18 protein-coding genes are annotated in these 25,279 nt (G+C 70.9%); 10 read left to right on the forward strand and 8 right to left on the reverse strand.

What is annotated here, in order from left to right:
• Positions 1–134 precede the first annotated feature (134 nt).
• The 3 genes from IE258_RS37890 to abc-f form a co-directional block, all read right to left on the reverse strand.
• Positions 135–698 carry a CGNR zinc finger domain-containing protein gene (locus tag IE258_RS37890; RefSeq protein ID WP_189750334.1) on the reverse strand — a complete coding sequence of 188 codons (564 nt, stop codon included), beginning with the start codon at positions 696–698 and terminating at the stop codon, positions 135–137.
• A gap of 94 nt (positions 699–792) precedes the next feature.
• Positions 793–2,505 carry an ABC-F family ATP-binding cassette domain-containing protein gene (locus IE258_RS37895; protein ID WP_189750335.1) on the reverse strand — a complete coding sequence of 571 codons (1,713 nt, stop codon included), beginning with the start codon at positions 2,503–2,505 and terminating at the stop codon, positions 793–795.
• A gap of 77 nt (positions 2,506–2,582) precedes the next feature.
• Complete coding sequence (abc-f, locus tag IE258_RS37900) at positions 2,583–4,217, reverse strand: ribosomal protection-like ABC-F family protein (RefSeq protein ID WP_189750336.1); 1,635 nt, start codon at positions 4,215–4,217, stop codon at positions 2,583–2,585.
• A gap of 481 nt (positions 4,218–4,698) precedes the next feature.
• Between abc-f and IE258_RS37905 the strand changes: the two genes are divergently transcribed.
• The 5 genes from IE258_RS37905 to poxB all read left to right on the forward strand — a co-directional run bounded on the left by IE258_RS37905 (position 4,699) and on the right by poxB (position 10,543).
• Positions 4,699–5,421 (forward strand): molybdopterin-dependent oxidoreductase, encoded by a 723-nt coding sequence (locus tag IE258_RS37905; protein ID WP_189750393.1) that lies wholly within the window; start codon positions 4,699–4,701, stop codon positions 5,419–5,421.
• A complete protein-coding gene (locus IE258_RS37910; protein ID WP_373309981.1) occupies positions 5,408–6,070 on the forward strand; it encodes a cytochrome b/b6 domain-containing protein in 663 nt (220 codons plus the stop codon). The genes IE258_RS37905 and IE258_RS37910 overlap by 14 nt, the downstream gene beginning before the upstream one ends.
• A gap of 321 nt (positions 6,071–6,391) precedes the next feature.
• Entirely contained in the window at positions 6,392–7,975 is a 1,584-nt protein-coding gene (locus IE258_RS37915) for a tannase/feruloyl esterase family alpha/beta hydrolase (protein WP_189750337.1), read from the forward strand.
• A gap of 47 nt (positions 7,976–8,022) precedes the next feature.
• A complete protein-coding gene (locus tag IE258_RS37920; protein WP_189750338.1) occupies positions 8,023–8,613 on the forward strand; it encodes a DUF308 domain-containing protein in 591 nt (196 codons plus the stop codon).
• Positions 8,614–8,809: 196 nt separating this feature from the next.
• A complete protein-coding gene (gene poxB, locus IE258_RS37925; RefSeq protein WP_189750339.1) occupies positions 8,810–10,543 on the forward strand; it encodes a ubiquinone-dependent pyruvate dehydrogenase in 1,734 nt (577 codons plus the stop codon).
• 37 nt (positions 10,544–10,580) lie between these two features.
• Here the strand turns inward: poxB and IE258_RS37930 are convergent, their stop codons facing one another.
• Entirely contained in the window at positions 10,581–11,567 is a 987-nt protein-coding gene (locus IE258_RS37930; protein WP_189750340.1) for a helix-turn-helix domain-containing protein, read from the reverse strand.
• A gap of 253 nt (positions 11,568–11,820) precedes the next feature.
• Between IE258_RS37930 and IE258_RS37935 the strand changes: the two genes are divergently transcribed.
• Positions 11,821–14,787 carry a S8 family serine peptidase gene (locus tag IE258_RS37935; protein ID WP_229892687.1) on the forward strand — a complete coding sequence of 989 codons (2,967 nt, stop codon included), beginning with the start codon at positions 11,821–11,823 and terminating at the stop codon, positions 14,785–14,787.
• Positions 14,788–14,913: 126 nt separating this feature from the next.
• On the opposite strand, the gene IE258_RS37940 is transcribed toward IE258_RS37935, so the two are convergent.
• Together IE258_RS37940 and IE258_RS37945 are read right to left on the reverse strand one after the other, a co-directional pair.
• A complete protein-coding gene (locus IE258_RS37940; RefSeq protein WP_189750342.1) occupies positions 14,914–16,269 on the reverse strand; it encodes an epoxide hydrolase family protein in 1,356 nt (451 codons plus the stop codon).
• Positions 16,270–16,358: 89 nt separating this feature from the next.
• Positions 16,359–17,195, reverse strand: a complete 837-nt coding sequence (locus IE258_RS37945) for a maleylpyruvate isomerase N-terminal domain-containing protein (RefSeq protein ID WP_189750343.1) — start codon at positions 17,193–17,195, stop codon at positions 16,359–16,361.
• A gap of 516 nt (positions 17,196–17,711) precedes the next feature.
• Here IE258_RS37945 and IE258_RS37950 point away from each other — a divergent pair.
• Positions 17,712–20,450 (forward strand): helix-turn-helix transcriptional regulator, encoded by a 2,739-nt coding sequence (locus tag IE258_RS37950; protein ID WP_189750395.1) that lies wholly within the window; start codon positions 17,712–17,714, stop codon positions 20,448–20,450.
• Positions 20,451–20,510: 60 nt separating this feature from the next.
• On the forward strand, positions 20,511–21,287 hold the full coding sequence (locus tag IE258_RS37955; protein WP_189750344.1) for a TetR/AcrR family transcriptional regulator: 777 nt from the start codon (positions 20,511–20,513) through the stop codon (positions 21,285–21,287).
• Between the two features lie 15 nt (positions 21,288–21,302).
• Here IE258_RS37955 and IE258_RS37960 read toward each other — a convergent pair whose 3' ends face one another.
• Complete coding sequence (locus IE258_RS37960; RefSeq protein WP_189750345.1) at positions 21,303–22,052, reverse strand: GNAT family N-acetyltransferase; 750 nt, start codon at positions 22,050–22,052, stop codon at positions 21,303–21,305.
• 95 nt (positions 22,053–22,147) lie between these two features.
• On the reverse strand, positions 22,148–23,614 hold the full coding sequence (locus IE258_RS37965) for an aldehyde dehydrogenase family protein (RefSeq protein ID WP_189750346.1): 1,467 nt from the start codon (positions 23,612–23,614) through the stop codon (positions 22,148–22,150).
• Between the two features lie 186 nt (positions 23,615–23,800).
• On the opposite strand from IE258_RS37965, the gene IE258_RS37970 reads away from it, so the two are divergent.
• Together IE258_RS37970 and IE258_RS41515 are read left to right on the forward strand one after the other, a co-directional pair.
• Positions 23,801–24,640, forward strand: a complete 840-nt coding sequence (locus tag IE258_RS37970) for a helix-turn-helix transcriptional regulator (protein WP_189750347.1) — start codon at positions 23,801–23,803, stop codon at positions 24,638–24,640.
• Positions 24,641–24,783: 143 nt separating this feature from the next.
• The gene (locus IE258_RS41515) at positions 24,784–25,278 is read left to right on the forward strand and encodes a hypothetical protein (RefSeq protein ID WP_229892689.1); all 495 of its coding nucleotides are present in this window, start codon (positions 24,784–24,786) and stop codon (positions 25,276–25,278) included.
• Position 25,279: the final 1 nt, after the last annotated feature.

A 25,279-nucleotide genomic window follows, 5' to 3' on the forward strand; every position in this document is an offset into this window, starting at 1 on the left:
CACCCCCCAGGTCATCCGTTCGACAGGGGGGAACAGTCATGCCGGGCCCGGAGGCCAGCGGCCCTCTTGCAGGACCGCGAAGAAGATAACGGGGGGGCCGGCGCCCGGCCGGGGGCGGTGGGCGGTGCGGCGGTTCAGTGAGCGGCCGCGGTGGGCGCGGTCCTCTTGCGGGCCCGGTAGGCGGCCGCCTTGATCTTGTTGCCGCACGAGTCCATGCCGCACCACTGCCGCCGCGTGCCGCGGGACCGGTCGATGTAGACGCGGGTGCACTCGGGGTTGCCGCACTCCTTCATCAGGGGCACGTCCGGCCCGCTGAGGAGCTCGACGGCGTGCCGGGCGACGGTGGACAGAGCCTGCTCCGGTGTCGCCTCGGTGCGACGGCCGGACGGGGTGAGCTGCGGCGTCGCCGGGACCTTGCGCGCGGCCTCGTTCAGGACGTTGAGCGCGTCCTCGTCGAACTCCTCCCCGAGACGCCGGGCTGTGACCAGCTCGTAGATGGCTTCTCGCACGATCGTCGCCTGCTCGACGTCGGTCTCGCCACCGGGGAGGACCGTGTCGACGATGCCGGACTCCAGATACCAGGCGTCTAGCCGGTCCGGGGTCGCGAACATCTCGAAGCGTGTCGAGCGCCGGGCGCGCAGTGTGGCAGCGAAGTCGAGGGCGGGGTTTCCGCATACGAAGACATGGTTAAGATTCACATCACCATTCTGACAGGTGACTGTACGGGACCGCAATAACCGTCACCGGTCAAAACGGTGTTTATATCTCGGGTGACGGGCGTCCCGTCACGTCTCACCTCCGTCCTCCGTGCCGGAGGCCCCGGCCGACCGTCGCGCCGGTGACGGAACGCTGCGTCGCCGCCGGGTCCAGCCTCAGTTCCCGACCCTGCCAGCGCTTGCGCAGCCAGCGGTCGTGGCTCGCGACGACGATCGCGCCGGGGCCGGTGCCCATGGCGTCCTCCAGTTCGTCGCACAGGCGCGGGGACAGATGGTTCGTGGGCTCGTCGAGGAGCAGGAGCTGTGGGGGACGGGCCACAAGAAGGGCCAGCGCCAGCCGCCGGCGCTGGCCGACCGAGAGATGCCCGACCGGTTTGTCCAGGTCCGCCTCGTGCATCAGGCCCAGGGAGCCCAGCGGGACCGCTGCGGCGCGCTCGGGGCCGAGCGCCAGCCCGTAGGTGTCCCGGACCGTTCGGTCCGGCCGGTCGAACACGCTGTCCTGGGCGAGCAGCCCCACCGTCAACCCGGTGCGCCTGCGGATCTCTCCCTCGGCCGTGAGGTGTCCGGCGAGCACGGCCAGCAGGGTCGACTTCCCGGCCCCGTTGCCTCCTGTGACCAGCAGCCGGTCGGTCGCCGACACCTCCGCCCCGTCCAGCGTGAGCCGGCCCGGCACCCGCACCCCGCGCAGGGACACCAGGGGATCGTCCTGGTCCGCAGCACTCGTCGCGCCCTGCGCCGCCGTCGCCTCAACGGCGAGCGCCGCGCCGGTGAACCGCAGGGGCCGCGGGGGCTCATCGATTTGGGTGCGCTCCAGCTCCTCCAGCCTGCGGGTGGCGCTGCGCACCCGGCGGGAGATCTGGCTCTGCACCCGGCCTGCCCGGTGGCCGTAGCCCATCTTCTCGCTGTCGCGCGGGCCCCGGTCCGGCGCGACGGCGCGCGCCGTCACACCGGCTGAGTGCCGCAGCGAGTCCAGTTCTTCCTGCTCCTCGGCCCAGCGCCGTTCCCAGCGCTCCCGCTCGGCACGTTTCTCGGTGAGATAGGCGCTGTAGTTGCCGCCGTAGCGCACCGGGCCGTCCACGGCCGGGTCGAGGTCGATCAGGTCGGTGCAGACGGCGTCGAGGAAGGCCCGGTCGTGGCTGGCCACCACCACGGCCCCGGGCAGGTTCCGCACCTGCTCCTCGACGAAAGCGGCGGCAGCGTCGTCGAGGTGGTTGGTCGGCTCGTCGAGCAGCAGTGCCGACGGCCGCCGCACCAGGAGCGCGGCCAGTGCGAGGCGCCCGCGCTGCCCGCCGGACAGGGAGCCGAGCGTCCGGTCGTGCCCGAACGCGCCGAGGCCGAGCCCCTCCAGTACGACGGCCGCACGCCGGTCCGCGTCCCAGGCCTCGCGGTCCTGGGCCTCCTCCAGCCGTCTGCCGTAGGCGTCGAGCAGCTCGGCGTGGCCGGGAGCATCGTCCGCGGTACAGGCGAGGTCCTCGGTCAGCTGTTCCAGCTCGGCGAGGACCTCGCGGGACTCGCGCAGCGACTCGTCCAGCACCGCGGCGATCGTCGCCTCGGCGTCGAAGGCCATCTCCTGTTGCAGGAAGCCCGAGTCGGGTGGGCGCGTGACGCTGCCAGCGTCGGGTTCGTCCACCCCGGCCAGCAGGCGCAGCAGGGTGGATTTGCCGACGCCGTTCTCACCGATCAGGCCGATGCGGTGGCCGGGCGAGGCGGTCAGGCCGACGCCGTCGAGTACCCGTCGGCCCCCCAGGTTGCGGACGAGGTCGTGGGCGATCAGGGCGGGCTGGGGCATGGGAACCGTCCAACATGTGCGGGCTGGACCCGCCGGGTGCGGGGCCTCGGGCTCGGGTCACGTCGACATGCGGCGGCTCACACTGCAGGGGCTCCTGTCTCCTTGAGCGTGCCGTCGGCCAGGCGCAGCCACCGGTTGACACCGATCTCGGTGAGGAACCGTTCGTCGTGGCTGACCACGACGAACGCGCCCTGGTAGGAGTTCAGCGCGCTCTCTAGCTGGCCGGCGCTGACCAGGTCGAGGTTGTTCGTCGGCTCGTCGAGGAGCAGCAGCTGCGGCGCCGGTTCGGCGCACAGGATGCAGGCCAGGGTGGCGCGCAGCCGCTCACCGCCGGAGAGCACCCGCACGGGGAGATGGACCCGCGCACCGCGGAACAGGAAGCGCGCGAGCAGGTTCATCCGCTCGGCCTCGGGCCGCTCGGGGGCGAACGCGGTGAAGTTCTCAAGGACGGTCCGGTCCACGTCCAGCAGGTCAAGCCGCTGCGAGAGGTAGGCGATACGCCCCTCGGCCCGCTTGATCTGCCCGTTCTCCGGCTCGAGGTCGCCGGTGACCAGGCGCAGCAGCGTGGTCTTCCCGGCACCGTTGGGTCCGGTCAGCGCGATGCGCTCGGGGCCGCGGACGGACAGCTCTACGCCCTGGTCGGCGAAGACGGCCCGGCCGCCGTGCCGGACCTGCATCTCCTCGCCGAGGAACAGGTTGCGCCCGGCGGGCACGTTGGTGTCGGGCAGGTCCAGGGAGATGCGCTGCTCGTCGCGCAGCGCCCGCCCGGCCTCGTCGAGCCGGGCCTTCGCCTCGCTGACCCGGGAGGCGTGCATCTGGCCGGCCCGGCCCGCGGACTCCTGGGCGCCGCGCTTCATGTTACCGGCGAAGATGCGGGGCAGACCGGCGTTCTTGAGGTTCTTGGCGGCGTTGCTCGCGCGGCGGTCGGCGCGCTCGCGGGCCTGCTGCAGCTCGCGCTTCTCCCGCTTCAGCTCCTGCTCGGCGTTGCGGACGTTCTTCTCGGCGACCTCCTGCTCTGCCTGCACGGCGTCCTCGTACTCGGTGAAGTTGCCGCCGTACAGCTTGAGTTCGCTGCTGCCGAGCTCGGCGATGCGGTCCATGCGGTCGAGCAGGGCCCGGTCGTGGCTGACCAGCAGCAGGCAGCCGTTGAAGTCCTCCAGCACGTCGTAGAGCTTGTGACGGGCTTCGAGGTCGAGGTTGTTGGTGGGCTCGTCGAGCAGCAGCACGTCCGGCCGCTTCAGCAACTGGGCCGCCAGACCGAGCGAGACGACCTGACCGCCGCTGAGCGTGTTGAGGCTGCGGTCCAGGGTGAGGTCGGTGAGACCGAGGCGGTCGAGCTGGGCGCGGGTGCGTTCCTCGATGTCCCAGTCGTCGCCGATGGTGGTGAAGTGCTTCTCGTCCACGTCCCCGGACTCGACGGCGTCCAGGGCACGGATCACCTCGGCGATCCCCAGGACCTCGGCGACCGTGAGATCGCGGGTCAGCGGCAGGCTCTGCGGCAGATAGCCCAGGGTGCCGCCCACCGACACCGAGCCGGTGGCGGGTGCGAGTTCACCGGCGATCAGCTTGAGCAGCGTGCTCTTGCCGGAGCCGTTGGGTGCGACCAGGCCAGTGCGGCCGCTGTTCACGGTGAAGGACAACTCGTGGAAGACCGGGGTGTCGTCCGGCCAGGCGAAGGAGAGATTCGAGCAGACGATGGAGGCGTCGGACATGGAGGGTGACCTCGAGGGGCGTGCGGGCAGAGCGGTGTCCGCCCTGGACAGGCAAGGGAAAAAGGGGACGACAGTGAAGCCACTGCGGCAGCGGTCTGAGTGCCGGCCGGTGGCTATCGGGTCCGGGTCTCACCCCGAGATGTCGTCGTCACCCACCATGTCTGCCACTCCCTGTGCGTGCGGGTCAGGTCGATCGAGTCTAACAGGTGAGCAATCGCCCCCGGCGGGTTTTGTCGGTGGGTTCCGTCGACGGGTTCCGCCGGAGCACGGGCCCCTCGCGGCACACATGTGAACAGTTTGTTGACAGCCGCGACACAAGGATGCCATTATCGTCACCACTTAGAACAGTAACGACCTCCTGTTTCGGAAGTGTGCGGGACCCGGCCGGGTGCCGAGACACATACAGTGCACATGTGTCGGGCGGTGTGCGCCCGGAGACCGGCGGATCCGTCGCCGCACCGAAGGAGCACTGAACATGGCAATGGCACAAGAGCCGAAGCGAGACGCCGACGGCGCCCCGGTCGGACGGCGCGCGCTGCTGGGCATGCTCGGCCTGGGAGCCGCAGGGCTCGTCGCCGCGCCCTATCTCCAGCGCGGCTGGGAAGGCGTGCTCGGCTCCGCCTCGCAGCTCGATCCGACCGGCCTGAGCGGTCTGCTGCCCAACCCCGGCGGCTTCCGCTACTACAGCATCGTCGGCTCGGTGCCGCGCAAGGACGAGACCAACTACGAGTTGCGGCTCGACGGCCTGGTCGACCATCCCAGGACCTACACGCTGGCCGACCTGCGCGCGCTGCCGCAGACCCGGGTCGTCCACGACGTCCTGTGCACCGACGGCTGGCGGGTGGACAAGACGCCGTTCGAGGGCGTGCGGCTCGCGGACCTCCTGGACGACGCGGGTGTGCGCTCCAGGGGGACGGCGATCCGCTTCACCTGCTTCGACGGCGCCTACAGTGAGAGTCTCACGCTGGAGCAGGCGCGCCGCTCGGACGTGCTGGTGGCGCTGAACATGCAGGACAAGCCGATCACCCACGAGCACGGCGGACCGGTCCGTCTCTACGTCGCTCCGATGTACTTCTACAAGTCGGCGAAATGGCTGTCCGGCATCTCAGTCACCCCCAAAGTCGTACCCGGCTACTGGGAGGAGCGCGGGTACCCGCTCGACGGCTGGCTCGACGGGGAAGACCGACACAGTGACGCCGCCTGAGCGCTCCGGCCGGGTGCGCCGGTTCAGCACCGCCGAACGCATGGTCCACCGCGCCACCGGGTGGCTGATGCTGCTCTGCCTGGTCACCGCGGCCTGTCTCTATCTGGGGCCGCTCGCCCAACTCGTCGGGCGGCGTCACCTGATGGCGACGGTTCACGAGTGGTCGGGCATTCTGCTGCCGCTGCCCTTCCTGCTGGGCCTCCTGTCCCCGGCGTTCCGCGCGGACCTGCGCAGGCTGAACCGTTTCGCCGTCTACGACAGGCGGTGGCTGCGGTCCGCCCGCAGACGCCTGACCTCGCCGCAGTCGCGTCCGGCCGGGAAATTCAATGCCGGCCAGAAACTCTACGCGGGCTGGATCGCCGGCGCCGTGCTGGTGATGATGGGCACCGGCCTGCTCATGTGGTTCATGGGGCTGCTGCCCGCCGTCTCACGCACCAGTGCGATCTTCGTGCACGACTGCCTCGCCTGGGCGATCGCCGTCGTCCTGATCGGACACATGCGCAAGGCATACGCGGACCCGGAAGCGCGGCTGGGGATGCGCACCGGGTACGTCAGCCGGTCGTGGGCGGACCGCTACCACGCCCACTGGCTGCGGGACGCGCGGGACGACCGCACGAAGGACGAGGCGCCCGAGGCGGACAGGAGCTGACGGCCCGCCGGCGCCCGGCGAGCCCCCGAGCGGTGGCCTCCGTGCCGGGACTGACCGTCAACTGACTGATGTGCCGGGCCCGCCACGACGGCAGAGTGACCGATGTCGGTCGATCGCCCCGACAATTCGTCACCTGCTTGACCGGTGACGACATTCGTGCCAGTCTCTCCTCGTCCCCAGCGGGCAGCGGAGCGATTCGGTGAGAACGGCGCATCGCCCGGGCATTCACCTGCGGCGAACCGGTCGGCGGAGCCAACCGTCATGTTCGCCATCCAGCACATGTGTCTCATGCCAGACACACACTTCTCGGATAGGAAAGTCATGAGACGACTTCTGACCGTCCTCGCGGCCGGTGTGCCGCTCGCGGCGGCGGTGTACCTGCCGACTGCCTCAGCGGACACCGGGAGCCCCGCCTCCACCTCCGCGCCCACGCAGTGCCGGTCCGTCCCCGTGAAGGCCCCCGCGGGCACCAGGGTGGAGTCCGTGACGGCCGTCCGTCAGCCGGGCGGCACCGTGACGGGCACCGGGTACCTCAAAGGCACCGTCTACGACGTCCCGTCCTACTGCGAGGTGACGGTCACCCTCACCCACCCGGGCGAGGGTGACCACGCCAAGGTGCGGACCTGGCTGCCCGAGCGGGCGGGCTGGAGCGGACGCTTCCAGGCCTTCGGCGGCTCCGCCTGGGCGGTCGGGGACAACAACCCCGGTCTGGCCAACGCGGTCAAGCAGGGCTATGCCGCCGCGACCACCGACGGCGGCGTTGGCGACGCCATCGACAGCTCCTGGGCGCTGGACAGCAACGGCAAGGTCAACACCTCGCTCCTGAAGAACTTCGCCGAGCGCTCCCAGCACGAGGCAGCGGTCGTCGGCAAGGCGGTCACCGACGCGATCTACGGCAAGGCCCCCTCGTACTCCTACTTCAACGGCTGCTCGACGGGTGGACGCGAAGGTTACGTGGAGGCCCAGCGCTACCCCGACGACTACGACGGCATCCTCGCCAACTCGCCCGCCATCAACTGGGACGACTACGTGCCCGCCACGCTGTGGCCGCAGGTTGTGATGAACGAGGAGAAGACCCGCCCCACCGACTGCGAGTTCAAGGCCTTCAACGCGGCCGCGCTCAAGGCCTGTGACACGAACGACGGCGCCAGGGACGGCCTGATCGCCGACGCCTCGCGCTGCGACTTCGACCCGCGCCGCCTGATCGGCACCAAGATCGACTGCGACGGCAAGCAGGAGACCATCACGGCGGCCGACGCGAAGGTGGTCCGCAAGATCTGGGACGGCCCGCGCACCACGTCCGGCAAGAAGCTCTGGTACGGCCTGCCGATCGGCGCCGACTTCAAGGGCCTCGCCGGCGACATGCCGTTCACGGTTCCCGACGACTGGACCAAGAAGTGGGTGGCCAAGCAGCCCGGCCTGGACACCTCGAAGCTGACGTACAGCCAGTTCACGAAGCTGTTCAAGCAGTCCCAGGACGAGTACGACAAGATCATCGGCTCCGACGACCCGGACCTGTCGGGCTTCCGCAAGTCGGGCGGCAAGCTGCTCACCTACCACGGTCAGGCCGACCAGTACATACCCACCGCGGGCACCGTGGACTACCGTGAGCGCGTCGAGCGCAAGCTCGGCGGAACGCACCGGGTCGACGACTTCTACCGTCTCTTCCTCCCCCAGGGCACCGTCCACTGCGGACTCGGCGGCCAGGGGACCGACCTGGCGGCCCTGACCAAGTGGGTCGAGCAGGGCAAGGCCCCCAACACGCTGAGCGCCACCCTCACCAACGCCTCCGGCCAGCAGGTCGAGCGCGACCTGTGCCGCTACCCGCTCGTGTCCCAGTACAAGGGTCACGGTGACATAGCCGACGCCGACAGCTTCCGCTGCGTCAAGCCGCACCGGCACTGAACGGCCCCGCACCCACCCAACCCGACCACCGGAAAGGCCGGCTCCCGATGACCACCAACACCCTGACGACCGGGGCACCCGCGGCGAACGGCGAACGCTCCTCCCTTACTAGGCTGTACCTGATCCGGGGCATCCTGGCGGTGGTCTGGGCCGTGGTCTTCGCCGGAGCCCACGACACCCTGGACGCCGCGGCGATCACCCTGCTGGTCGTCTACCCGCTGATCGACGCGGTGTCGTCGGTCATCGACTACCGGGCCCTCACGGACGGTTCCGAGCGCCGGGTCACGGCGTTCAACGCGGTGCTGAGCACGCTCGCCGCCATAGCGGTCGGCATCGCGGGTGCCGGCTCCTTCGCCACCGTGCTCAGCGTGTTCGGCGCCTGGGCCGTCCTGTCCGGAGCGGCCCAGGCGGTGGTCGGTCTGCGCCGGCGCGGCCCCGAGTTCGGCAAGCAGTGGCCGGTGCTGATCGCGGGCAGCCTGTCCGTCCTGGTCGGCATCTTCTACATCGTCCAGGCCGCGGGCGACGACCCCTCGCTGGACGTCCTGTCGACCTACGCCACGGGCGGCGGCGTCTTCTTCATCATCCAGTCGCTCCTGTTGGCCTGGAAGGCCCGGCAGCAGCGGAACCGCACCGCCTGACCCACCCCGCAGGACCCGTCTCGGCCCGCGCCCCCCGAGGACGCGGGTCGAGGCGTTTTCCGGGTCCCCGTACGCCGGGGGGCGAGCGACTGTCATCCGACACAGGCACCGACAGTCATCCGACGGATCCACGGGCCGGCCCTCCCGTTGAAGACTCGTCGCGTGCCGTCGACCTCCAGCGAAGGGAAGCACCCGCATGCCCACGATCGCCGCCCACCTCATCGCCTCGCTCAAGGCCAGCGGCGTACAGCGCCTCTACGGCCTGCCCGGCGACTCCCTCAACGGGCTGACCGACGCGCTGCGCCGGGACGGCGAGGTCGACTGGGTGCATGTGCGGCACGAGGAGAGCGCCGCGCTCGCGGCCGCCGCAGATGCCGGACTGACCGGTGAACTCGCGGTCTGCGTCGGCAGCTGCGGACCCGGCAACCTGCACCTGATCAACGGACTGTTCGACGCCCAGCGCAGCCGGGTGCCCGTCCTCGCCGTGGCCGCCCAGATCCCCGGCGCCGAGATCGGCTCCGGCTACTTCCAGGAGACCCGCCCGCAGGAGCTGTTCCGCGAGTGCAGCGTCTACGCGGAGGTGGCGGACAGCGCCGAGACCGCGCCGCGCATCATCGAGCTGGCCATGCGGGCCGCCGTCGAACGCAAGGGCGTCGCCGTCGTGGTGGTGCCCGGCGAGGTCTTCCTCGCCAAGGCCGCCCGCGAGCTGGCCCCCGCTGTGGTCCGCCCCACCCGCACCGTCTCCCGGCCCGACGACGCCGCCCTGCGCGAGGCCGCGGCCCTGCTGGACGCCGGGAAGCGGGTGACCGTCCTCGCCGGAGCCGGCGCGGCGGGCGCCCACGACGACCTGGTCAGGCTGGCCGAACGCCTCAAGGCACCCGTCGTCCACGCCCTGCGCGGCAAGGAGTACGTCGAGTACGACAACCCCTACGACGTCGGCATGACCGGTCTGCTCGGCTACGCCTCCGGCTACAAGGCGATCGAGGAGGCCGACACCCTGCTCATGCTCGGCACCGACTTCCCCTACCGCCAGTTCTACCCGCGGGACGCCAAGGTGATCCAGCTGGACCTGCGCGGCGAGCAGCTCGGCCGACGCACCCGCGTTGACCTGCCGCTGACCGGCAGCGTGCGGGACACGCTGCCCGCGCTGCTGCCCCTGCTGACGCCGAAGACCGACCGCGGCCACCTCGACCGGGCCCTCGCGCACTACGCCCGCACCCGCAAGTCGCTGGACGCGCTCGCCGTCAACGACCACGAACGCACGCCGATCCACCCGCAGTTCGTGGCGAGTACCGTGGACCGCCTCGCGGACGACAACGCCGTCTTCACCACGGACGTCGGCTCCCCGGTGGTGTGGGCGGCCCGCTACCTGACGTTCAACGGACGCCGGCGGCTGCTCGGCTCCTTCAACCACGGCACGATGGCCTGCGCCCTGCCGCATGCGGTGGGCGCCCAGGCCGCCTACCCAGGACGCCAGGTGGTGTCTTTCTCGGGCGACGGCGGTCTCACTATGCTCCTGGGGGAGCTGTTCACCCTGCGCCAGAACCGGCTGCCCGCCAAGATCGTTCTGTTCAACAACGGCTCGCTGAATTTCGTCGAGCTGGAGATGAAGGCGGCCGGCGTCGTCAACTTCGCCACGGAACTGGACAACCCCCGGCTCGCGGACGTGGCCGCCGCGGTCGGCCTGTGGGCCCGGCGGGTGCAGCGGCCTGGTGACCTGGAAGGCGCGCTCAAGGACGCCTTCGCCCACGACGGGCCCGCGGTGGTCGAGGTCATGACGGCCAGGCAGGAGCTGTCGGTGCCGCCCGCGATCACGGTGGAACAGGCCAAGGGATTCACCCTGTACGCGATCCGCACCGTACTCTCCGGCCGCGGCGAGGAACTCCTCGACCTGGTCACCACCAACGTCGCCCGGCGGATCCTGCACTGAGCGGGGGAGGGGCGAGCCGACGCCGGACGGGCGCCGGTCAGATCAGTCCGCGGGTGGCGGCCCGGGCCCCCGCCTGGAAGCGGGTCTGGGCACCTAGCTTCGCCAGGACGGCCGCGACCCGGCGGGTGGCGGTACGGGTACTGCACCCCAGTTGGCGCGCGATGGCCTGGTCCTTCAGACCGGACTTGAGCATGCCGAGCAACAGGACGTCGCCCGCGTCGAAGGTGTCGTTCCCGGGTGGCGCCGCCGACGCGGACAACGGCTCGGCGCAGGCCCAGTAGGCCTCGTAGAGTTCCCTCAGCGCGTCGAGCATGCCCGAGGGGTGGATGACGACGAGACCGTCGTAGACCGGACCGGACAGCGGGACCAGCGCGATCCGCTTGTCGATGATGTGCAGCTTGAACGGCAGAGAGGGCAACAGCCTGGAGTCCTCCCCCAGTTCGGCGAGCCGGAGCAGGGTCGCGAACCGGCCCGGGCGCTCCATCGACTGCGGGCAGTAGATCGAACGGACGGCGATGCCCCGTTCCAGCCAGGACACCGTGATGGACATCTCGTCCTCGTTGCTGTGCTGCCCGCCGTCGGACCGGCCCATGTAGGGCGGCCGGTCCAGGGCCCAGAGGTGGCTGCTCACCGAGGCGGTGAGCCGCTCGAAGCGCTCCACGATCGCCGCCCGGTCCGACAGAACCTCCACGAGGCTGCTCGGGTCGGGGCGCCGGCGCCCCTCGCGGTAGCGCTCGGCGATCCGATCGATCTCCAGGCGCGCGGTGGACAGCGCCGTCTCCATCTCGGACTGCCGCCTCGACAACAGGGGCAGCAATGCGGCCTGGGGATCCGTCGCCTGATAGAGGCCGTGGGCGGTGGAGTGGAGGAGCCCCAACTCCCGGAGCCGGCCGACGGATCGCAGCACGTCTTGCTCCGGCGCTACCTCGGCGGCGACGACATCGGCGACGGTCATCTCGCCCTGCTCCAGGAGGCACCGGTACACCTGTTCGTCGGCATCGGCTATGCCCAGGGCCTTGAGCATGTATGCGTCCTCCGCCCGCTCGACGTGTGACATCCGTGGCGTAGTTGGTCATCCGTCCAAACCCGCCATCAGAGTATCTGGACGCCTGTCAGAGGTACAGCGTTCACTTTTCCCGCCGCGAGGTGCTCATTGTCCGATCCTCGTCAGTCCTCCGCGGCGTCCGAAGGTGCCGGAGAAACCCTCCGGCTCGCCTCACACCCTGGGAGCACACGTGAGATTCAGGCCTCGAAGAAGGGCTCTTGCTCGGGGAGCGGTGGCCGTCGCCGCGTCCCTGACCGCGATCCTTGCCGGCACACCGGTCCAGGCCGCCGGCGATCCGACGACCCCCGTACCCCTGACGGGGCATCTCAAGGCCGGCCGCTACATCGTCACCCTCACCGAGGCGCCCCTCGCCCTCTATCGGGGCGGCACCGACGGACTCGCTCCGACGGCGCCGTCCCCGGGCGGCAGGGTCGACACCTCCACCACAGCCGCCCAGCGATACCGTGACTTCCTGACGGGTCGACAGAAAGAGGCTGCCGCGGCCGTCGGAGCCAAGGTCCGGGACCGCTACACGGTGGTGACCAACGGCTTCACCGCGGATCTGACGGCTACGCAGGCCGCGCGGCTGAGCACCCGGCCCGGCGTCCTCAAGGTCAGCCTGGACGGATGGAACAAGGCCACGGACGACTCCCGGTCGACCGACGCGATGGGGCTGTCCGGGCCGCGCGGCGTGTGGTCGTCGCTCGGGGGGACCGCGAAGGCCGGCAAGGGCGTGGTGGTGGGCGTCATCGACTCCGGTATCTGGCCCGAGAGCGCCTCGTTCGCCGGCTCTCCGCTCGGCAGCAGGCCCCCCACGGCCATGAACCCCTACCGCCCGTACCGCCAGGGCGACACGATCCGGATGAAGAAGGCGGACGGGACCACCTTCACCGGCGTCTGCCAGACCGGTGAGCAGTTCACCGCCGCCGCCTGCAACACCAAGCTCGTCGGGGCGCGCTACTTCGGCGACGGCTGGCTGGGCGCGATACCGCCGGAGGAACGGGACGACTACGTGTCGCCGCGCGACGGCGAAGGGCACGGTACCCACACGGCGTCCACCGCGGCGGGCAACACGGATGTTCCGGTGACCGTGGACGGGACCGACTTCGGGAAGATCTCCGGAGTGGCGCCGAGTGCTGTGGTCGCCATGTACAAGGCGCTCTGGAAGGGCAAGGGCGCCACCGGCTCCGGCGGTACCGACTCCGACATCGTCGCGGCGATCGACCAGGCGGTGGCGGACGGCGTCGACGTCATCAACTACTCGGCGGGGGCGCAGGAGGAGTCGTCGCTCGACGAGCCCATACAGCAGGCCTTCCTGGCGGCGGCGCGGGCCGGGATCTTCGTGTCGGCGGCCGCGGGCAACTGGGGGCCGACGACGTCCTGGATCGACAACACCGCCCCGTGGACCACCACGGTCGCGGCCAGCACCCTCGCACCCGTGGAGGCCACGGTGAAGCTGGGCGACGGCCGGACCTTCGTCGGGGCCAGCGTCACTGTGCGCGCGGCGCTCGGTCCGAAAGCGCTGGTGCGGTCCGTCGACGTGAAGAACGCCGCGGCGGCGCAGGGTGAGGCCGCGCTGTGCAAGGACGGCACGCTCGACCCGGAGAAGACCGCCGGGAAGATCGTGGTGTGCGATCGGGGCAGCAACACCCGGGTGAGCAAGTCCGCCGAGGTACGGCGGGCCGGCGGCGTCGGCATGGTCCTGGTCAACACCGGTGACCAGGACACGGACGGCGACATCCACATGGTGCCGACTGTGCACCTGAACGGGCCGGGGGCGCGCGCGGTCGGCGACTATGCGGCCACGCCGGGCGCCACCGTGACGCTGGAGCCCGGTGGCTCCACCGGAACCCCGTATCCGCAGATCGCCTCGTTCTCCTCCAGGGGCCCCTCCACGGTGAACAAGGGCGCGCTGATCAAGCCGGACCTCGCCGCACCGGGCGTGGCCGTGCTCGCCGCCGTCGCACCGCCCAGCAACCAGGGCCACGCGTTCGACTTCATGGCGGGCACGTCGATGGCCGCGCCCCAGGTCGCCGGACTGGCGGCCCTCTACCTCGGCGTGCACCCCAAGTGGTCGCCCATGGCGGTCAAGTCCGCCCTGATGACGACCGCGGTGGACACGAAGACAGCGTCGGGCGGGGCGAACACCGACCCGTACGCGCAGGGCTCCGGCGAGGTCGAACCCGCCGCGATGCTCGACCCGGGCCTGGTGTACGACTCCTCCGCCCGCGACTGGCTCGCCTACGAGGAGGGGCTCGGGGTGGACACCCGGACCGGCACGGCCCCCATCGAGCCCAGTGACCTGAACTACCCGTCCCTCTCTGTGGACCGGCTGCTCGGCTCGCGCACCCTCACCCGTACGCTGACCGCGGTCCGGCCCGGTGTGTACCGCGCCGCCGTGAAGCTGCCCGGCTTCGACGTACGGGTGACGCCCTCGGCCCTGCGCTTCACCCGTGCCGGGCAGACGGCGAAGGTCGCCATCAGGCTGACCCGCACCACCGCGGCCTCCGACGTTCCCGTCACCGGATCCCTGACATGGACCGGCAGCGGGCGGGTGACGGTACGCAGCCCGATCGTGGTGACACCACAGAGCCTGGCGGCTCCGAGCCGACTCACCGGCAGCGGCAGCGCGGGAAGCGTCTCCTACAGCGCGACCCCGGGCACCGAGAAGCTGACGCTCACCCCGTACGCGCCGGTCGTGGGAGCACCGGTGAGCGGCGAGGTGACCAAGGCGAAGGGCGGCACCGACGAGTTCGTGCTCACGGTGCCCGAGGGAAGCAAGGCCGGCGAGTTCTACGCCACGGCGGACCACCCCGACGCCGGGATCTACCTGATGGTCACGCCTCTGCGGGCGGACGGCTCGCCCGCGGGGGGCGAGCAGCTGAGCGAGTACGCCCATCAGGCGCACGTCGGCTTCACGAGGCTGAAGCCGGGCAAGTACCTCGTCACCGTCATGTCGGGCTGGTACGAAGGGTCGGGCAGGCCGTCCGACTTCACGTACACCCTGCGGGCGAACCTGGTGGGTGCGGACACACCCACGACCGGCACATTCACCGTGTCTCCGCGGCACCCGGAGACAAGGCCGGGTGTCCCGTTCCAGGTCAGCGGCACCTGGTCCGGCGTGGACACCTCCGCCCCAGCCACCGCCTACATCGGCTACCAGGACGGTACCGGCACCCTGGTCGGCATCGGCGGCTGACCCCACCCGTCTGCGCTGGGATCGCCGGCAGGACCAGGGGGTGGCGTTCGGATCAGGTCGGCCTTGAGTGACAGTGGCTCTGGGCAGAATCCGAACTACACCCCCTGGGCCGGGGCGTGGCGGCCTCTACCGCAGTACCCGGAACGCGGTGCGGAGTTCCTCGGCGAGGATCTTCGGCTGCTCCCAGGCGGCGAAGTGACCGCCCCTGTCCACCTCGTTCCAGTGGATGATGTTGCCGAAGGCCCGCTCGCCCCAGCTGCGCGGCGCGGGGTAGATCTCGGCGGGGAAGACCGTCACCGCGACCGGGACCCGGGGAATGGAGACGGCGTTGAACGGTCCGCCGCCGGCCTGCGAGCCCTCCCAGTACAGGCGCGAGGACGATGCCCCGGTGTTGGTCAGCCAGTACAGCGAGATGGCGTCCAGCAGCTCGTCGTAGGTGAAGAGCTTCTCGGGCTCGCCGTCGGAGTCCGACCACTCCGCGATCTTGTCGTAGAAGTAGGCCGCCATCGCCACCGGGGAGTCCGCCAGGGCGTAGCCGATCGTCTGCGGGCTCTGGTTCATCATCGCCGCGTACCCGAAGCCGTCACGGTAGAAGTGGAGCAGCCGGTCGTAGGCCCTGTGCTCGTCCGCCGACAGGTTCGCCGGGGCGGGGTCGAAGTTGCGCAGGCGCCGCAGGATGTCGTCCGGCACCGTGCCGGGCATGTTGACGTGGATGCCCAGCAGCCCCTTCGGCTGCTGGACCGCCAGCACCTCGGAGATGATCGAGCCCCAGTCACCGCCCTGGGAGACGTACTCCGGGTGGCCGAGCCGCAGCATTAGCGCGTGGAACGCGCGCGCCGTGCGGTCGGGGTTCCACCCGCTCCTGGCCGGGTTGCCCGAGAAGCCGTAGCCGGGCAGGGTCGGCAGCACCAGGTGGAAGGCGTCCGAGGCACGCCCGCCGTGCGCCGTGGGGTTGACCAGCGGGTCGATGACCTTCAGCAGCTCGACGATCGACCCGGGCCAGCCGTGCGTCATCAGCATCGGCAGGGCGTCGGGGTGCGAGGAGCGGATGTACGCGAACTGGATGTCCAGGCCGTCGATCTCGGTGATGTACTGCGGCAGCGCGTTGAGGCGCCGCTCTAGCTTGCGCCAGTCGTACGTTGTGCCCCAGTGGTCCATCAGCGGCCGCATCCGGGCCAGTTGGGCGCCCTGGGACCGGTCCTTGACCGTCTCCCGGTCGGGCCAGCGGGTCGCCTGGATGCGCCGCCGCAGCTCGGTCAGCTCCCTCTGCGGGACCTTGATACGGAAGGGACGGATGCCCGAGCCGGGCCGCGGCGCCCACCCGGCCGCCGTGCCGGTAGCCGTCGGCGCCGCCTGGTCGGTGCCGGCCGCCAGCGCCTGGCCGGGCAGGCCGACCTGACCGGCGGCGACACCGGCCGCCGCGATGCCCAGGAAACGGCGACGGCCCGTGCCGGGCCGGGGTGAGCGTGCGGGGTTCGTCATCGAAGACTCCTTATGTCCTCTGAGTGAGGTCGAGAGAGACCGAGTGAGATCGAGTGAGGTCGCGATCGCGCGCGGGAGTCGTGCTGCGGCTAGGCTGCGATCCTGCTCAGCAGGCCGAGCTGCCCCAGTGCCCGGGAGGACCCGTGCAGGACGGCCTCCAGTCTCGGGCTCCGGCCGGCGAGGCTGTCCACGGTCGGGCCCGCCTCGCCGGTCAGGAGGTCCGCCCCGTCGAAGGGGGCCGCCAGCACGCGGTTGACACCGTCGACGGACGTCACGACGTACGAGGCGTCGGCGGCGCCCTCCAGCAGGAGACCGGCGTGAACGTGGTCGCCGTTCCAGCTCGGTGGGGCGGCCGCGCACAGCAACGAGTGCATCGTGGCCAGCCGCAACTCGTCCTCGGAGTACGCCGGGCCCTCGTCGCGGGGCAGGGTGATGTCCCGCTCGTGCATCCAGGCGTCCCAGAACGCGTGGACTGACTGCACCGACCAGGCGATGGTGCGTCCCAGTGCGCCCACGAGCGTCTCGTCGGGGTCGGCCTCCGCCTTGGCCCGCAGGAGACGCTCCTCCTCCTCCACCAGCCGGGTCAGGTCCCGCACCGTTTCCGCCGGGCTCTGCCCGGCCGACAGTTCGAGCCACTGGTCCGGCGTCACCGTCGGGTGGAAGTCCGGCGTGAGGCGGAAGCCTCGGAACGGGCCGCCGAGCTGGAAGATGTGCAGGGCGGCGACGTCGCGGACATGACGGACCACGTCGTGGACGTCCCACTGCGAGCAGCGGGTGGGCGCGTGCCAGGCGGCGTCGTCGAGACAGGAGACGTAGCGCAGGAACCGCGCGCGCTGGGTGACGAGCACGTCGACGACGGCAAACGGCCCGTCGCTGTATCCGCCCAATTCGTCGAGAATCCTGCCGGATGCCGTACTGGACGTCATGTGGGGGTACCTCCAGGCCGTCGAGAGGCCGCCTCGTGACTGAAACCCGGTGTTTCAGGCGCTTTCGTACACGACGGCCATGATGGTGCATACGCGGGCTCCACGCACACATATCTACAAGATACGTGTGAACCGCCGGCCGTCGACACACCGCGTTTCCCTCCATGGCGGCGATGGGGCAGTATCGCTGCCGTGAACGTGTCCGGCGGAGAACCCGACGCAGGCACAAACCGGGCGGCTACACGGTTGACCGGACATACCGGTCCGCTTACGCTGACCGCACATGGAGCCTTTCGGCTGTAATGGGAGAAAAGGCACCCCTGCCGGACACATGTGCCGTCCGTGAGGTGTGGGCGGCGGTCCGTGCCATCAGGCACATCCAGCGAACCGAGCCGCAATCCGGCATGTACCAACGCCTCGGGACCGGGCAAGGTCCGCATGCGCAGGTGTGAAGCTGAGGGCCGGCCGGGCCAGCGGTGAAAGGAGTGGGGGACCGTGGAGTCGCTCGTCAGGACAATGGTCGGCCGGGACGGGGAGCAAAGGGTGCTGTCCGCGTTCGTGGCGGCAGCCGGGGGACGTGCGCTGGTCCTGCGGGGCGAGACGGGGGTGGGCAAGAGCGCGTTGCTGGACCATGTCTCGGACCTGGCGCAGGAGGAGCACTGGGTGATCAAGGCCGTCGGCGTCGAGGCGGAGTCCGATCTTCCGCTCGCCGGTCTGCACCAGTTCCTGTATCCCCTGTTCCCCTACATCGAGGGTCTGGACGCCGGTCACCGTGCCGCCTTCGACGCCGTGTTCGGACACCACGAGGGACGGCCTCCGTCGGTCATGGCCCTCGGCATCGCCGTGCTGGACCTGCTGTCCTTGGTGGCATCGCACAAGCCGCTCCTGCTCGTCCTCGACGACGGCCAGTGGCTGGACGCGGCCAGCGCCGAGGTGTGCGGGTTTGTGGGGCGCCGGCTCACCGGCAGCTCCATGAAGCTCGTGGTTGGGCTGCGCTCCGAGGTTCCTTCGCGGTTCGACACGGCCGGGCTGCCCGAGCTGCCGGTGACGGCGCTACCGGAGGAGGCTGCGGCACATGTGCTGGACCTGCACTATCCCCAACTGGACGGGCAGATCCGCCAGATGGTGCTGGACGAGGCCCAGGGCAATCCCCTCGCGCTTCTGGAGCTGCCGCCCTACCTGAGCGTCGGTCATCTCGGACACAGCGCCGAGGGGTTGTCCGGCCACCACGGCGTGCCGCTGCCCCTCCGGCTCCAGCGCGTGTACGGCACCCGCATCGAGCTCCTCGGCGACGCGGTGCGCGGGGAACTCCTGCGGGGCGCCCTGGACGGCGTCGGCGCGGGGCCGGGAACCGCCGGCACCGGCGGTTCGCGCTATCGCATGCGGGACGCCGACGAGGCCGTGGCGGCCGGGCTGCTGGACATTGACCCGGTCAGCGGCGACTTCGTCTTCCGGCACCCCCTGATCCGTTCCACCGTCGTCCAGATGGCGACCCCCAACCAGCGGCGCGCGGCGCACGCGGCCCTGGCACGTGTGCACCGCGAGGACGTGGAGCGGCACGCCACCCATCTGGCCGCCTCGACGATCGACCCCGACGAACAGGTCGCCGTCGCCCTGGAGCGGGCGGCGGACTCCGCGACCCGGCGCGGGGGCGCGACGGCGGCCGTGGGCTGGCTGACCCGGGCCGCGGAACTGAGCGAGGGCCACGAGGACCGCTCCCGACGGCTGGGCGACGCGGCGTTCGTTGCCGGGCACGCCGCCCTGCTGGACCAGGCCCGCCAGCTCGTCCACGCCGACGTTGCACCGGGCCGGGGCGACTCACCGGCCTCGGTGCTCACCTCGGCCTACGTCGCGCTGTACGAGGACGGCGACGTGCGCTCTGCGCCGCGGCAGGTCCTGGCGGCCATCGAGACGCTGCGCGACGAGGCCGGGGAGGCGTCGGAGGGCCTCGGCCGGCTGGTGAACCTCCTGCTCGCCATCAACCAGTACGCGAGCGACGACGCGGGGTGGAAGCGGACGCACGAACTGCTCGGTTCGATGGGCGACCTGATCACGCCGAGGTCGCTGATCTACCAGGACGCGTGGAGCGACGTCGTGCGCCGCGGGACCGGACTGCACCGCCGGGTGGAGGACGCCTTCGCCGAACTCCCGGCCCTGGAACCGTGGGACGTGACCCGCCTGGCCGTCGCCGCCTACCACGTCGACACGCTCAGCCACTACCGTCATTTCCTGCAGCGCACCGTCGACCGCGAGGTGGCGACGGGGGCCGTGGCCAACGGCATGACGATGCTGCACCTGATCATGCTCGATCAGATGGCGGTCGGGGAATGGGACGAGGCGGAACGCACGGGCCGGCGCGTGCTGGAGCTGACCTCCTCACACGGCCACGTCCTGTTCGCCCACCACAGCCGCGCCTACCTGGCCCTGCTCGCGGCGATGCGCGGCCAGTTGGACCGGGCCCGGGAGCTACAGGCCGCTGTCGACGCGTGGGCCCGCCCGCGCGGAGTGGGGTTCCTGACCCAGATCGCGGACGCGGTGGGCACGGCGGCGGCGCTGAGCGAAGGCGACTACGAGGCCGCCTATCTTTACGCGATCGGCATCACTCCCCCCGGGGCGTTCACTCCCAGCACCCACCAGGCCTCGCGCACCCTGCTCGACCTCGTCGAGGCGGCAGTCCACACCGGGCGCTCCGAGCAGGCCAGACGGCACGCTCTGGCCGCGCGGGAGGCGGGGCTGCCCGACATCTCGCCCCGGCTGGCCCTGATCACCTACGGTGCGCTGTCGATGACGGCGACCGACGAGAAGGAGGCCGCCGAGATGTTCGCGCGGGCCGAGACCCATCCCGGCGGCGCGACCTTCCCCTTCGAGCTGGCCCGCATCCGCCTCGCCCACGGCATCCGGCTGAGGCACACCCACGGTCCCAAGGCGGCACGGCAGCTGCTGAGCCGTGCCGTCGACTGCTTCGAACGGCTCGGTGCCGCCGGCTGGACCGAACGGGCCCAGGCGGAACTGCGGGCCTCGGGTGTCTCCGCGCGTGCCACGTCGGCACACCTGGCGTCGCTGACCTGGCAGGAACGCCGGATCGCCGATCTCGCCGCCGGCGGTCTGACCAACAAGGAGATCGGCGAACGGATGCACCTGTCACCGCGCACGGTCAGCTCACATCTGTACCGCGTGTTCCCGAAGCTTGGCATCACCACGCGCGCCGCGCTGCGCGATGCCCTGGGCAAGACATCCGAGGACCAGGATCGCTGAGGCGACGTACCACCGCCGTCCTGTGAACCAGTGGTCCGCTCTCTTTGGTACCGTCGGAACATGGCTGCTCGTACGGACACGGACGCGGACACCGACGCGGAACCGGAGGAGGGCCCGACGACGCTGCGGCACAGAATCGTCGTCGCCGCCGCCGGACTACTGGAGGAGAACGGCCTCGACGCGATGTCGACGCGCGCCGTCGCGGCGCGGGCCGGTGTGCCGCCGCCGACGATCTTCCGCGTCTTCGGCGACAAGGACGGTCTCCTCGAAGCGGTGGGGGAGTACGGCTTCGAGACCTATCTGCGGGCCAAGAGCCGTCTGCCTCGCAGCGAGGATCCGGTGCGGGACCTGCGCGACGCCTGGGACCTGCACGTCCGGTTCGGTCTCGAACAGCCGGCGTACTACACCCTGGTGTACGGTCTGCCCCGCCCCGGCCACCTCTCCCGGGCCGGTCGGGAGGCCGTCACCGAGTTGCAGGGCATGATCACCCGGGTCGCCGCGGCCGGCCGACTGCGCATGAGTGTCGAGCGGGCCGCGGCCGTCGTGCACGCGGCGGGCATGGGTACCATCCTCACCTTGATCAGCACCCCGGCGGAGCTGCGGGACCCCGCCGCCGCGGACGTGACCCGCGACCTGGTCGTCGCTGCCGTCACCACACCCCCGCCCGACGGACCGGCGCCCGGCGCGGGCCGGGACACGGCCGGTGCGGCGATGGCGTTGCGCGCGGTCATGAGCCGGGAGGAGACCCCCGCCCTCAGGCCCGCCGAGCGGCTCCTGCTGCTGGACTGGCTCAACCGCATGGCGGACACCCGGCCCAGCGCACCGGACGGGGGCTGAGGGCCCGGGCGCCGCTCAGTCGGACGGCCCGCGCTGCCTGGGCACCGGCGGGACGTACCCGTTCCCGGCGGCGGGGAGCCGTGCTCCGCCCACCGGGGCCGCTATCTCCCGCAGGGAGAGGTCGCGGCGCGGTTCGTAGCCCAACGACCCGTACAGCCGGGGGACCACCTCCCGGCCGGCTTCGGCGTGCAGGAAGGGTGTGGTCCCCTGGTCCGCTGCCACGGAGGAGAGGTGTCCGACCAGACGCCGGGCCAGGCCCCGCCGCCGGTACTCGGGCAGTGTACAGACGGTGCTGATCTCGGTGTGACCCGCCGGACGCATCCGCAGACCGCCCATGGCGATCAGCGTCCCGTACCTGCGCATCCCGAAGTACGCGGTGCAGCGGTGGCTGCCGGGCTGGAAGGGGCCCGGACGGGTTGCCCGGACCAGAGCGGCCATTTCCGGGATGTCCACGGGCGACAGTTCACGGACCTCCTTGTCGTACGCCGTGACCGGGCGCCGCAGCACGAGCTGGACGCCGCGCACGTGGGACACCGTCAGCCAGCCCGCCGGCAGCTCCGGATCCTGGCCCACCAGGTGCAGCAGACCCCCCGGCCCGGCCAGCATCGCGGCGTCCGCCCAGTCCTCCGGTTCCGGCCGGTCCGGCAGCGCGGCGAAGGGGGCGAGACCGGGTGCGTAACGCAGGACGCGGCCCCGTTGACGCGCGAAGCGGACGTGTCCCGCGGTGAGGGAGGCCCGTACGGGAAGGTCGAGCGGGTGAGGCATCAGCTGCATCCATCGGTACGTGTGGCTCCCGCTTTCGGCGGGGTCGACGGCTTCGGTGAACAGAAGACGGACGGCGTGCGGGCCGACCGCGTCGGCTAGGGGGCCGTCGGCATGAAGACCGCCTTGGTCTCGAGGAAGCTCTCCAGGCCCTCGGGTCCTCCCTCGCGGCCGAGGCCCGACAACTTCCGCCCGCCGAACGGGACGTTGGGCGAGATCTCGAAGCCGTTGACGGCGAGGTGGCCGGTGTTCACCCGCAGCGCCACCTCGAAGGCGCGCTCGGCGTCCGCGCCGAAGACACTGCCGCTGAGCCCGAAGTCCGTGTCGTTGGCGAGTCGGACCGCCTCGTCGACGTCCTGGTAGCCCTGCACCGTCACCACCGGGCCGAAGATCTCCTCGCGGGCGATAGTCATCTCCGGTGTGACGTCGGTGAACACGGTGGGGTCGAGGTAGTGCCCCCGGTCGAATCCGGCGCTGCGTCCTCCGCCGGTGAGCAGCCGGGCCCCCTCCCGGCGGCCCGCCTCGACGTACCCGAGCACCCGTTGGTACTGGCGGGCGTTGAGCACCGGTCCCAGGTCGGTCGCCGGGTCCCAGGGGTCGCCCACCCTGAGAGCCCGTACGGAGGAGGTGTAGGCCTCCGCCACCTCCGTCAGGCGGCCGAGGGGAGCGAGGATGCGCGTCTGGGAGAAGCAGATCTGACCGGAGAACGGCATGGTGAACGGCGTGAGCGCGGGCAGTGCTGTCGACAGGTCGACGTCGTCCAGGAGGATCGCGGCCGACTTGCCGCCAAGTTCGAGCGTCGTACGGGCCATCCGCCGGGCGGCGGCCTCGGCGATCCGCCGGCCCGTGGGCACACTCCCGGTGAAACTGATCTTATCCACCGCCTGCGACTCCACTAGCTGGGCGGACTCCCGCGTGTCGGCCGTGATCACGTTGAGTACGCCTGGCGGCAGACCGGCCGCATCGGCGGCCTGCGCGATCACCAGCGCATCCAGCGGGCTCTCCACCGGCGACTTGAGCACCACGGTGCAGCCGGCTGCCAGCGCCGCGGGGATCTTGTGAGCGAAGATGTTGAACGTGGCGTTCCAGGGCGCGATGAGGGCGGCCACTCCCACGGGCTCCCGCACGATGCGGGCGTGGCCGCGCGCGGTGGACCGCCGCTCACTGAACGCGTAGTCGTCGAGGAGCTGCGCGAAGTGGTCGAAACGGCTCTCACCGGCGTGGATGAGCCCCTCGGCAAAACGGAGCGGAGCTCCCACCTGAGCCGTCCACAGCCGGGCGAGCAGCCCGAGCCGCGCACGTATCTCGTCGGCGAAGCGCTGCAGGTACCCGGCACGCTCCGCGGCGGACATACGCGGCCACGGCCCCGAGTCGAAGGCGGCCCGGGCCGCTGCCACGGCACGGGCCACTTCCACGCCGTTGGCCAGCGGCAGACTCAACATCTCCTCCTCCGTGGCGGGGGAGACGAGGGTGACGCGACGGGTGGAGGTGCCGGGGATCCAGCGGCCACCGGTATAGAAGCAGTGGAGGAGTTCGTCCGGGAGGTCAACAGTGAACGCAGCCATGGTGCCCATCAAGTCGTCGGGGCAGTGAGAACCACCGGTGTCCCGGTGCCTGCCGTTTCCTGGGGATCGTCCACCCCATGAAACACCTGACATGCTCACACATGTGTCTTTCTCGCGCCCCGCTGTTCCTAGGTGTGTCAGTGCTACCCTTGCGATGGCATGTAGGCATGAGTGAGGAATGGCCGGATGGCATCGAATGCCCCCTTGGGTGAGTTCCTGCGATCCCGGCGACTGGCCAGCGATCCGGGCCTGGCGCCCCTGCCGACCAAGGGAGCGCGCAGAGTACCGGGCCTGCGGCGGGAGGAGATCGCCCAACTCGCCGGTGTCAGTGCTGACTACTACGCCCGTCTGGAGCAGGGCCGTCAGGCTACCCCCTCGGATGCCGTCCTGAGAGCCCTCGCGACGGCACTCCACCTGGACGCGGCCGAGCGGCTCCATCTGTTCAACCTCGCCCACCGCACGCCGGGGAGCGGCGGCACCGCGCCGGCCCGGTCCGCGCGGCCCGGCCTGCTGAGGCTGATGGAGGCGGTCGGCGACAGTCCCGCTGTGCTGCATGGTCGGGGCACGGACGTCCTGGCCCTCAACGAGGCCGCACGCGCAGTGATCACGGACTTCTACGCGAAACCGGCCGGGGACCGCAACGTCGTCCGCTGGTTCTTCCTCGACCGCAGTTCGCACCGGTTCGAGGACTGGGAGGCCGTCGCCGGTGACGTCATCGGTATGCTTCGGCTCGACGTGGGCCGGTATCCGGACGACGCGCGGCTGCGCGCGCTGGTTGAGGACCTGACCGTGCGAAGTCCGCTCTTCGCGGAGTTCTGGAGCAAGCAGCGGGTCTCGGTCGACGTGCCGGCGCGCAAGGTGATCCGGCATCCCACGGCGGGGGCGCTGACGTTCGACGTGGTGGGGGTGTCGCTGCCGTCCGAGCCGGACCAGACCCTCTTCGTCTTCACGGCGGGTAGCGGCTCCCCCACCGAGAAGGCGGTCACCCGGCTCCTGGCCGAGTGGCGGACCAGCGGCACCGCGTGAGGGTGGCGCACCCGCCCGCAAGGGCGCACTGAGGTGTCCCGTACCGTCAGATGACGGATGTGTCGGACTTCGCGCGCACTGGAGGATGTATCCGCGTCACGTGACGCCGTCCGCCCGTACCGTGCCGTTCGGAGTTGAGCACGATGACCCTTCACAACAACGGGCGAGGGAACGCCGACCGTCCGCTCCAGGCCGTGCGGTCCCTGCCCGGACACCGGCCCCGCACAGCGCGGGTCGGCACGCCAGCGCTCACCCTGGTCCAGGGCCGCGCCCCCTCCCGTACCCCGGTTGCCCTGAGCGGCTTCGCCCGCTCGCCCATGCCGGCAGGTGTGCGCGGTGCCATCGTGACGTCGGTGGACAAGGGCCCCGGGCGCACGTTCCAGGTCGCCTGGTCGTCCTTCGCCGCGCCCGCCCGCATCCCGCCGGGCCGCATCCGGCTCTCCTGGGCACCGGCCAGCGAGGGCCTTATGGACGTCGAGGCCCGTTTGGGCCTGCCGGGCGCCGAGGTCCTGCTGGCCCGCTGGCCGGGGCTGCGCGGAGACTGGCCGGACATCGTGCGCCCCACCGTCGCCGAGGTGATGGAACTGCACTCCGCCCTCAGACTGGCCACCGTGGTGCTCAACCGTCTCACCGACTGAA

It is taken from the genome of Streptomyces tendae (assembly GCF_014650435.1).
Classification (GTDB): domain Bacteria; phylum Actinomycetota; class Actinomycetes; order Streptomycetales; family Streptomycetaceae; genus Streptomyces; species Streptomyces tendae.

What these genes read in the sequence shown, in the direction of transcription:
- IE258_RS37905 (WP_189750393.1), top strand. Translation starts at nt 4,699, where the DNA reads ATGGCACAAGAGCCGAAGCGAGACGCCGACGGCGCCCCGGTCGGACGG.
- IE258_RS37940 (WP_189750342.1), bottom strand. Translation starts at nt 16,269, where the DNA reads ATGACGAACCCCGCACGCTCACCCCGGCCCGGCACGGGCCGTCGCCGT.
- IE258_RS37960 (WP_189750345.1), bottom strand. Translation starts at nt 22,052, where the DNA reads ATGCCTCACCCGCTCGACCTTCCCGTACGGGCCTCCCTCACCGCGGGA.
- IE258_RS41515 (WP_229892689.1), top strand. Translation starts at nt 24,784, where the DNA reads ATGACCCTTCACAACAACGGGCGAGGGAACGCCGACCGTCCGCTCCAG.
- IE258_RS37965 (WP_189750346.1), bottom strand. Translation starts at nt 23,614, where the DNA reads ATGGCTGCGTTCACTGTTGACCTCCCGGACGAACTCCTCCACTGCTTC.
- IE258_RS37955 (WP_189750344.1), top strand. Translation starts at nt 20,511, where the DNA reads ATGGCTGCTCGTACGGACACGGACGCGGACACCGACGCGGAACCGGAG.
- IE258_RS37895 (WP_189750335.1), bottom strand. Translation starts at nt 2,505, where the DNA reads ATGCCCCAGCCCGCCCTGATCGCCCACGACCTCGTCCGCAACCTGGGG.
- IE258_RS37915 (WP_189750337.1), top strand. Translation starts at nt 6,392, where the DNA reads ATGAGACGACTTCTGACCGTCCTCGCGGCCGGTGTGCCGCTCGCGGCG.
- poxB (WP_189750339.1), top strand. Translation starts at nt 8,810, where the DNA reads ATGCCCACGATCGCCGCCCACCTCATCGCCTCGCTCAAGGCCAGCGGC.
- IE258_RS37930 (WP_189750340.1), bottom strand. Translation starts at nt 11,567, where the DNA reads ATGCTCAAGGCCCTGGGCATAGCCGATGCCGACGAACAGGTGTACCGG.
- IE258_RS37970 (WP_189750347.1), top strand. Translation starts at nt 23,801, where the DNA reads ATGGCATCGAATGCCCCCTTGGGTGAGTTCCTGCGATCCCGGCGACTG.
- IE258_RS37920 (WP_189750338.1), top strand. Translation starts at nt 8,023, where the DNA reads ATGACCACCAACACCCTGACGACCGGGGCACCCGCGGCGAACGGCGAA.
- IE258_RS37945 (WP_189750343.1), bottom strand. Translation starts at nt 17,195, where the DNA reads ATGACGTCCAGTACGGCATCCGGCAGGATTCTCGACGAATTGGGCGGA.
- abc-f (WP_189750336.1), bottom strand. Translation starts at nt 4,217, where the DNA reads ATGTCCGACGCCTCCATCGTCTGCTCGAATCTCTCCTTCGCCTGGCCG.
- IE258_RS37950 (WP_189750395.1), top strand. Translation starts at nt 17,712, where the DNA reads ATGGTCGGCCGGGACGGGGAGCAAAGGGTGCTGTCCGCGTTCGTGGCG.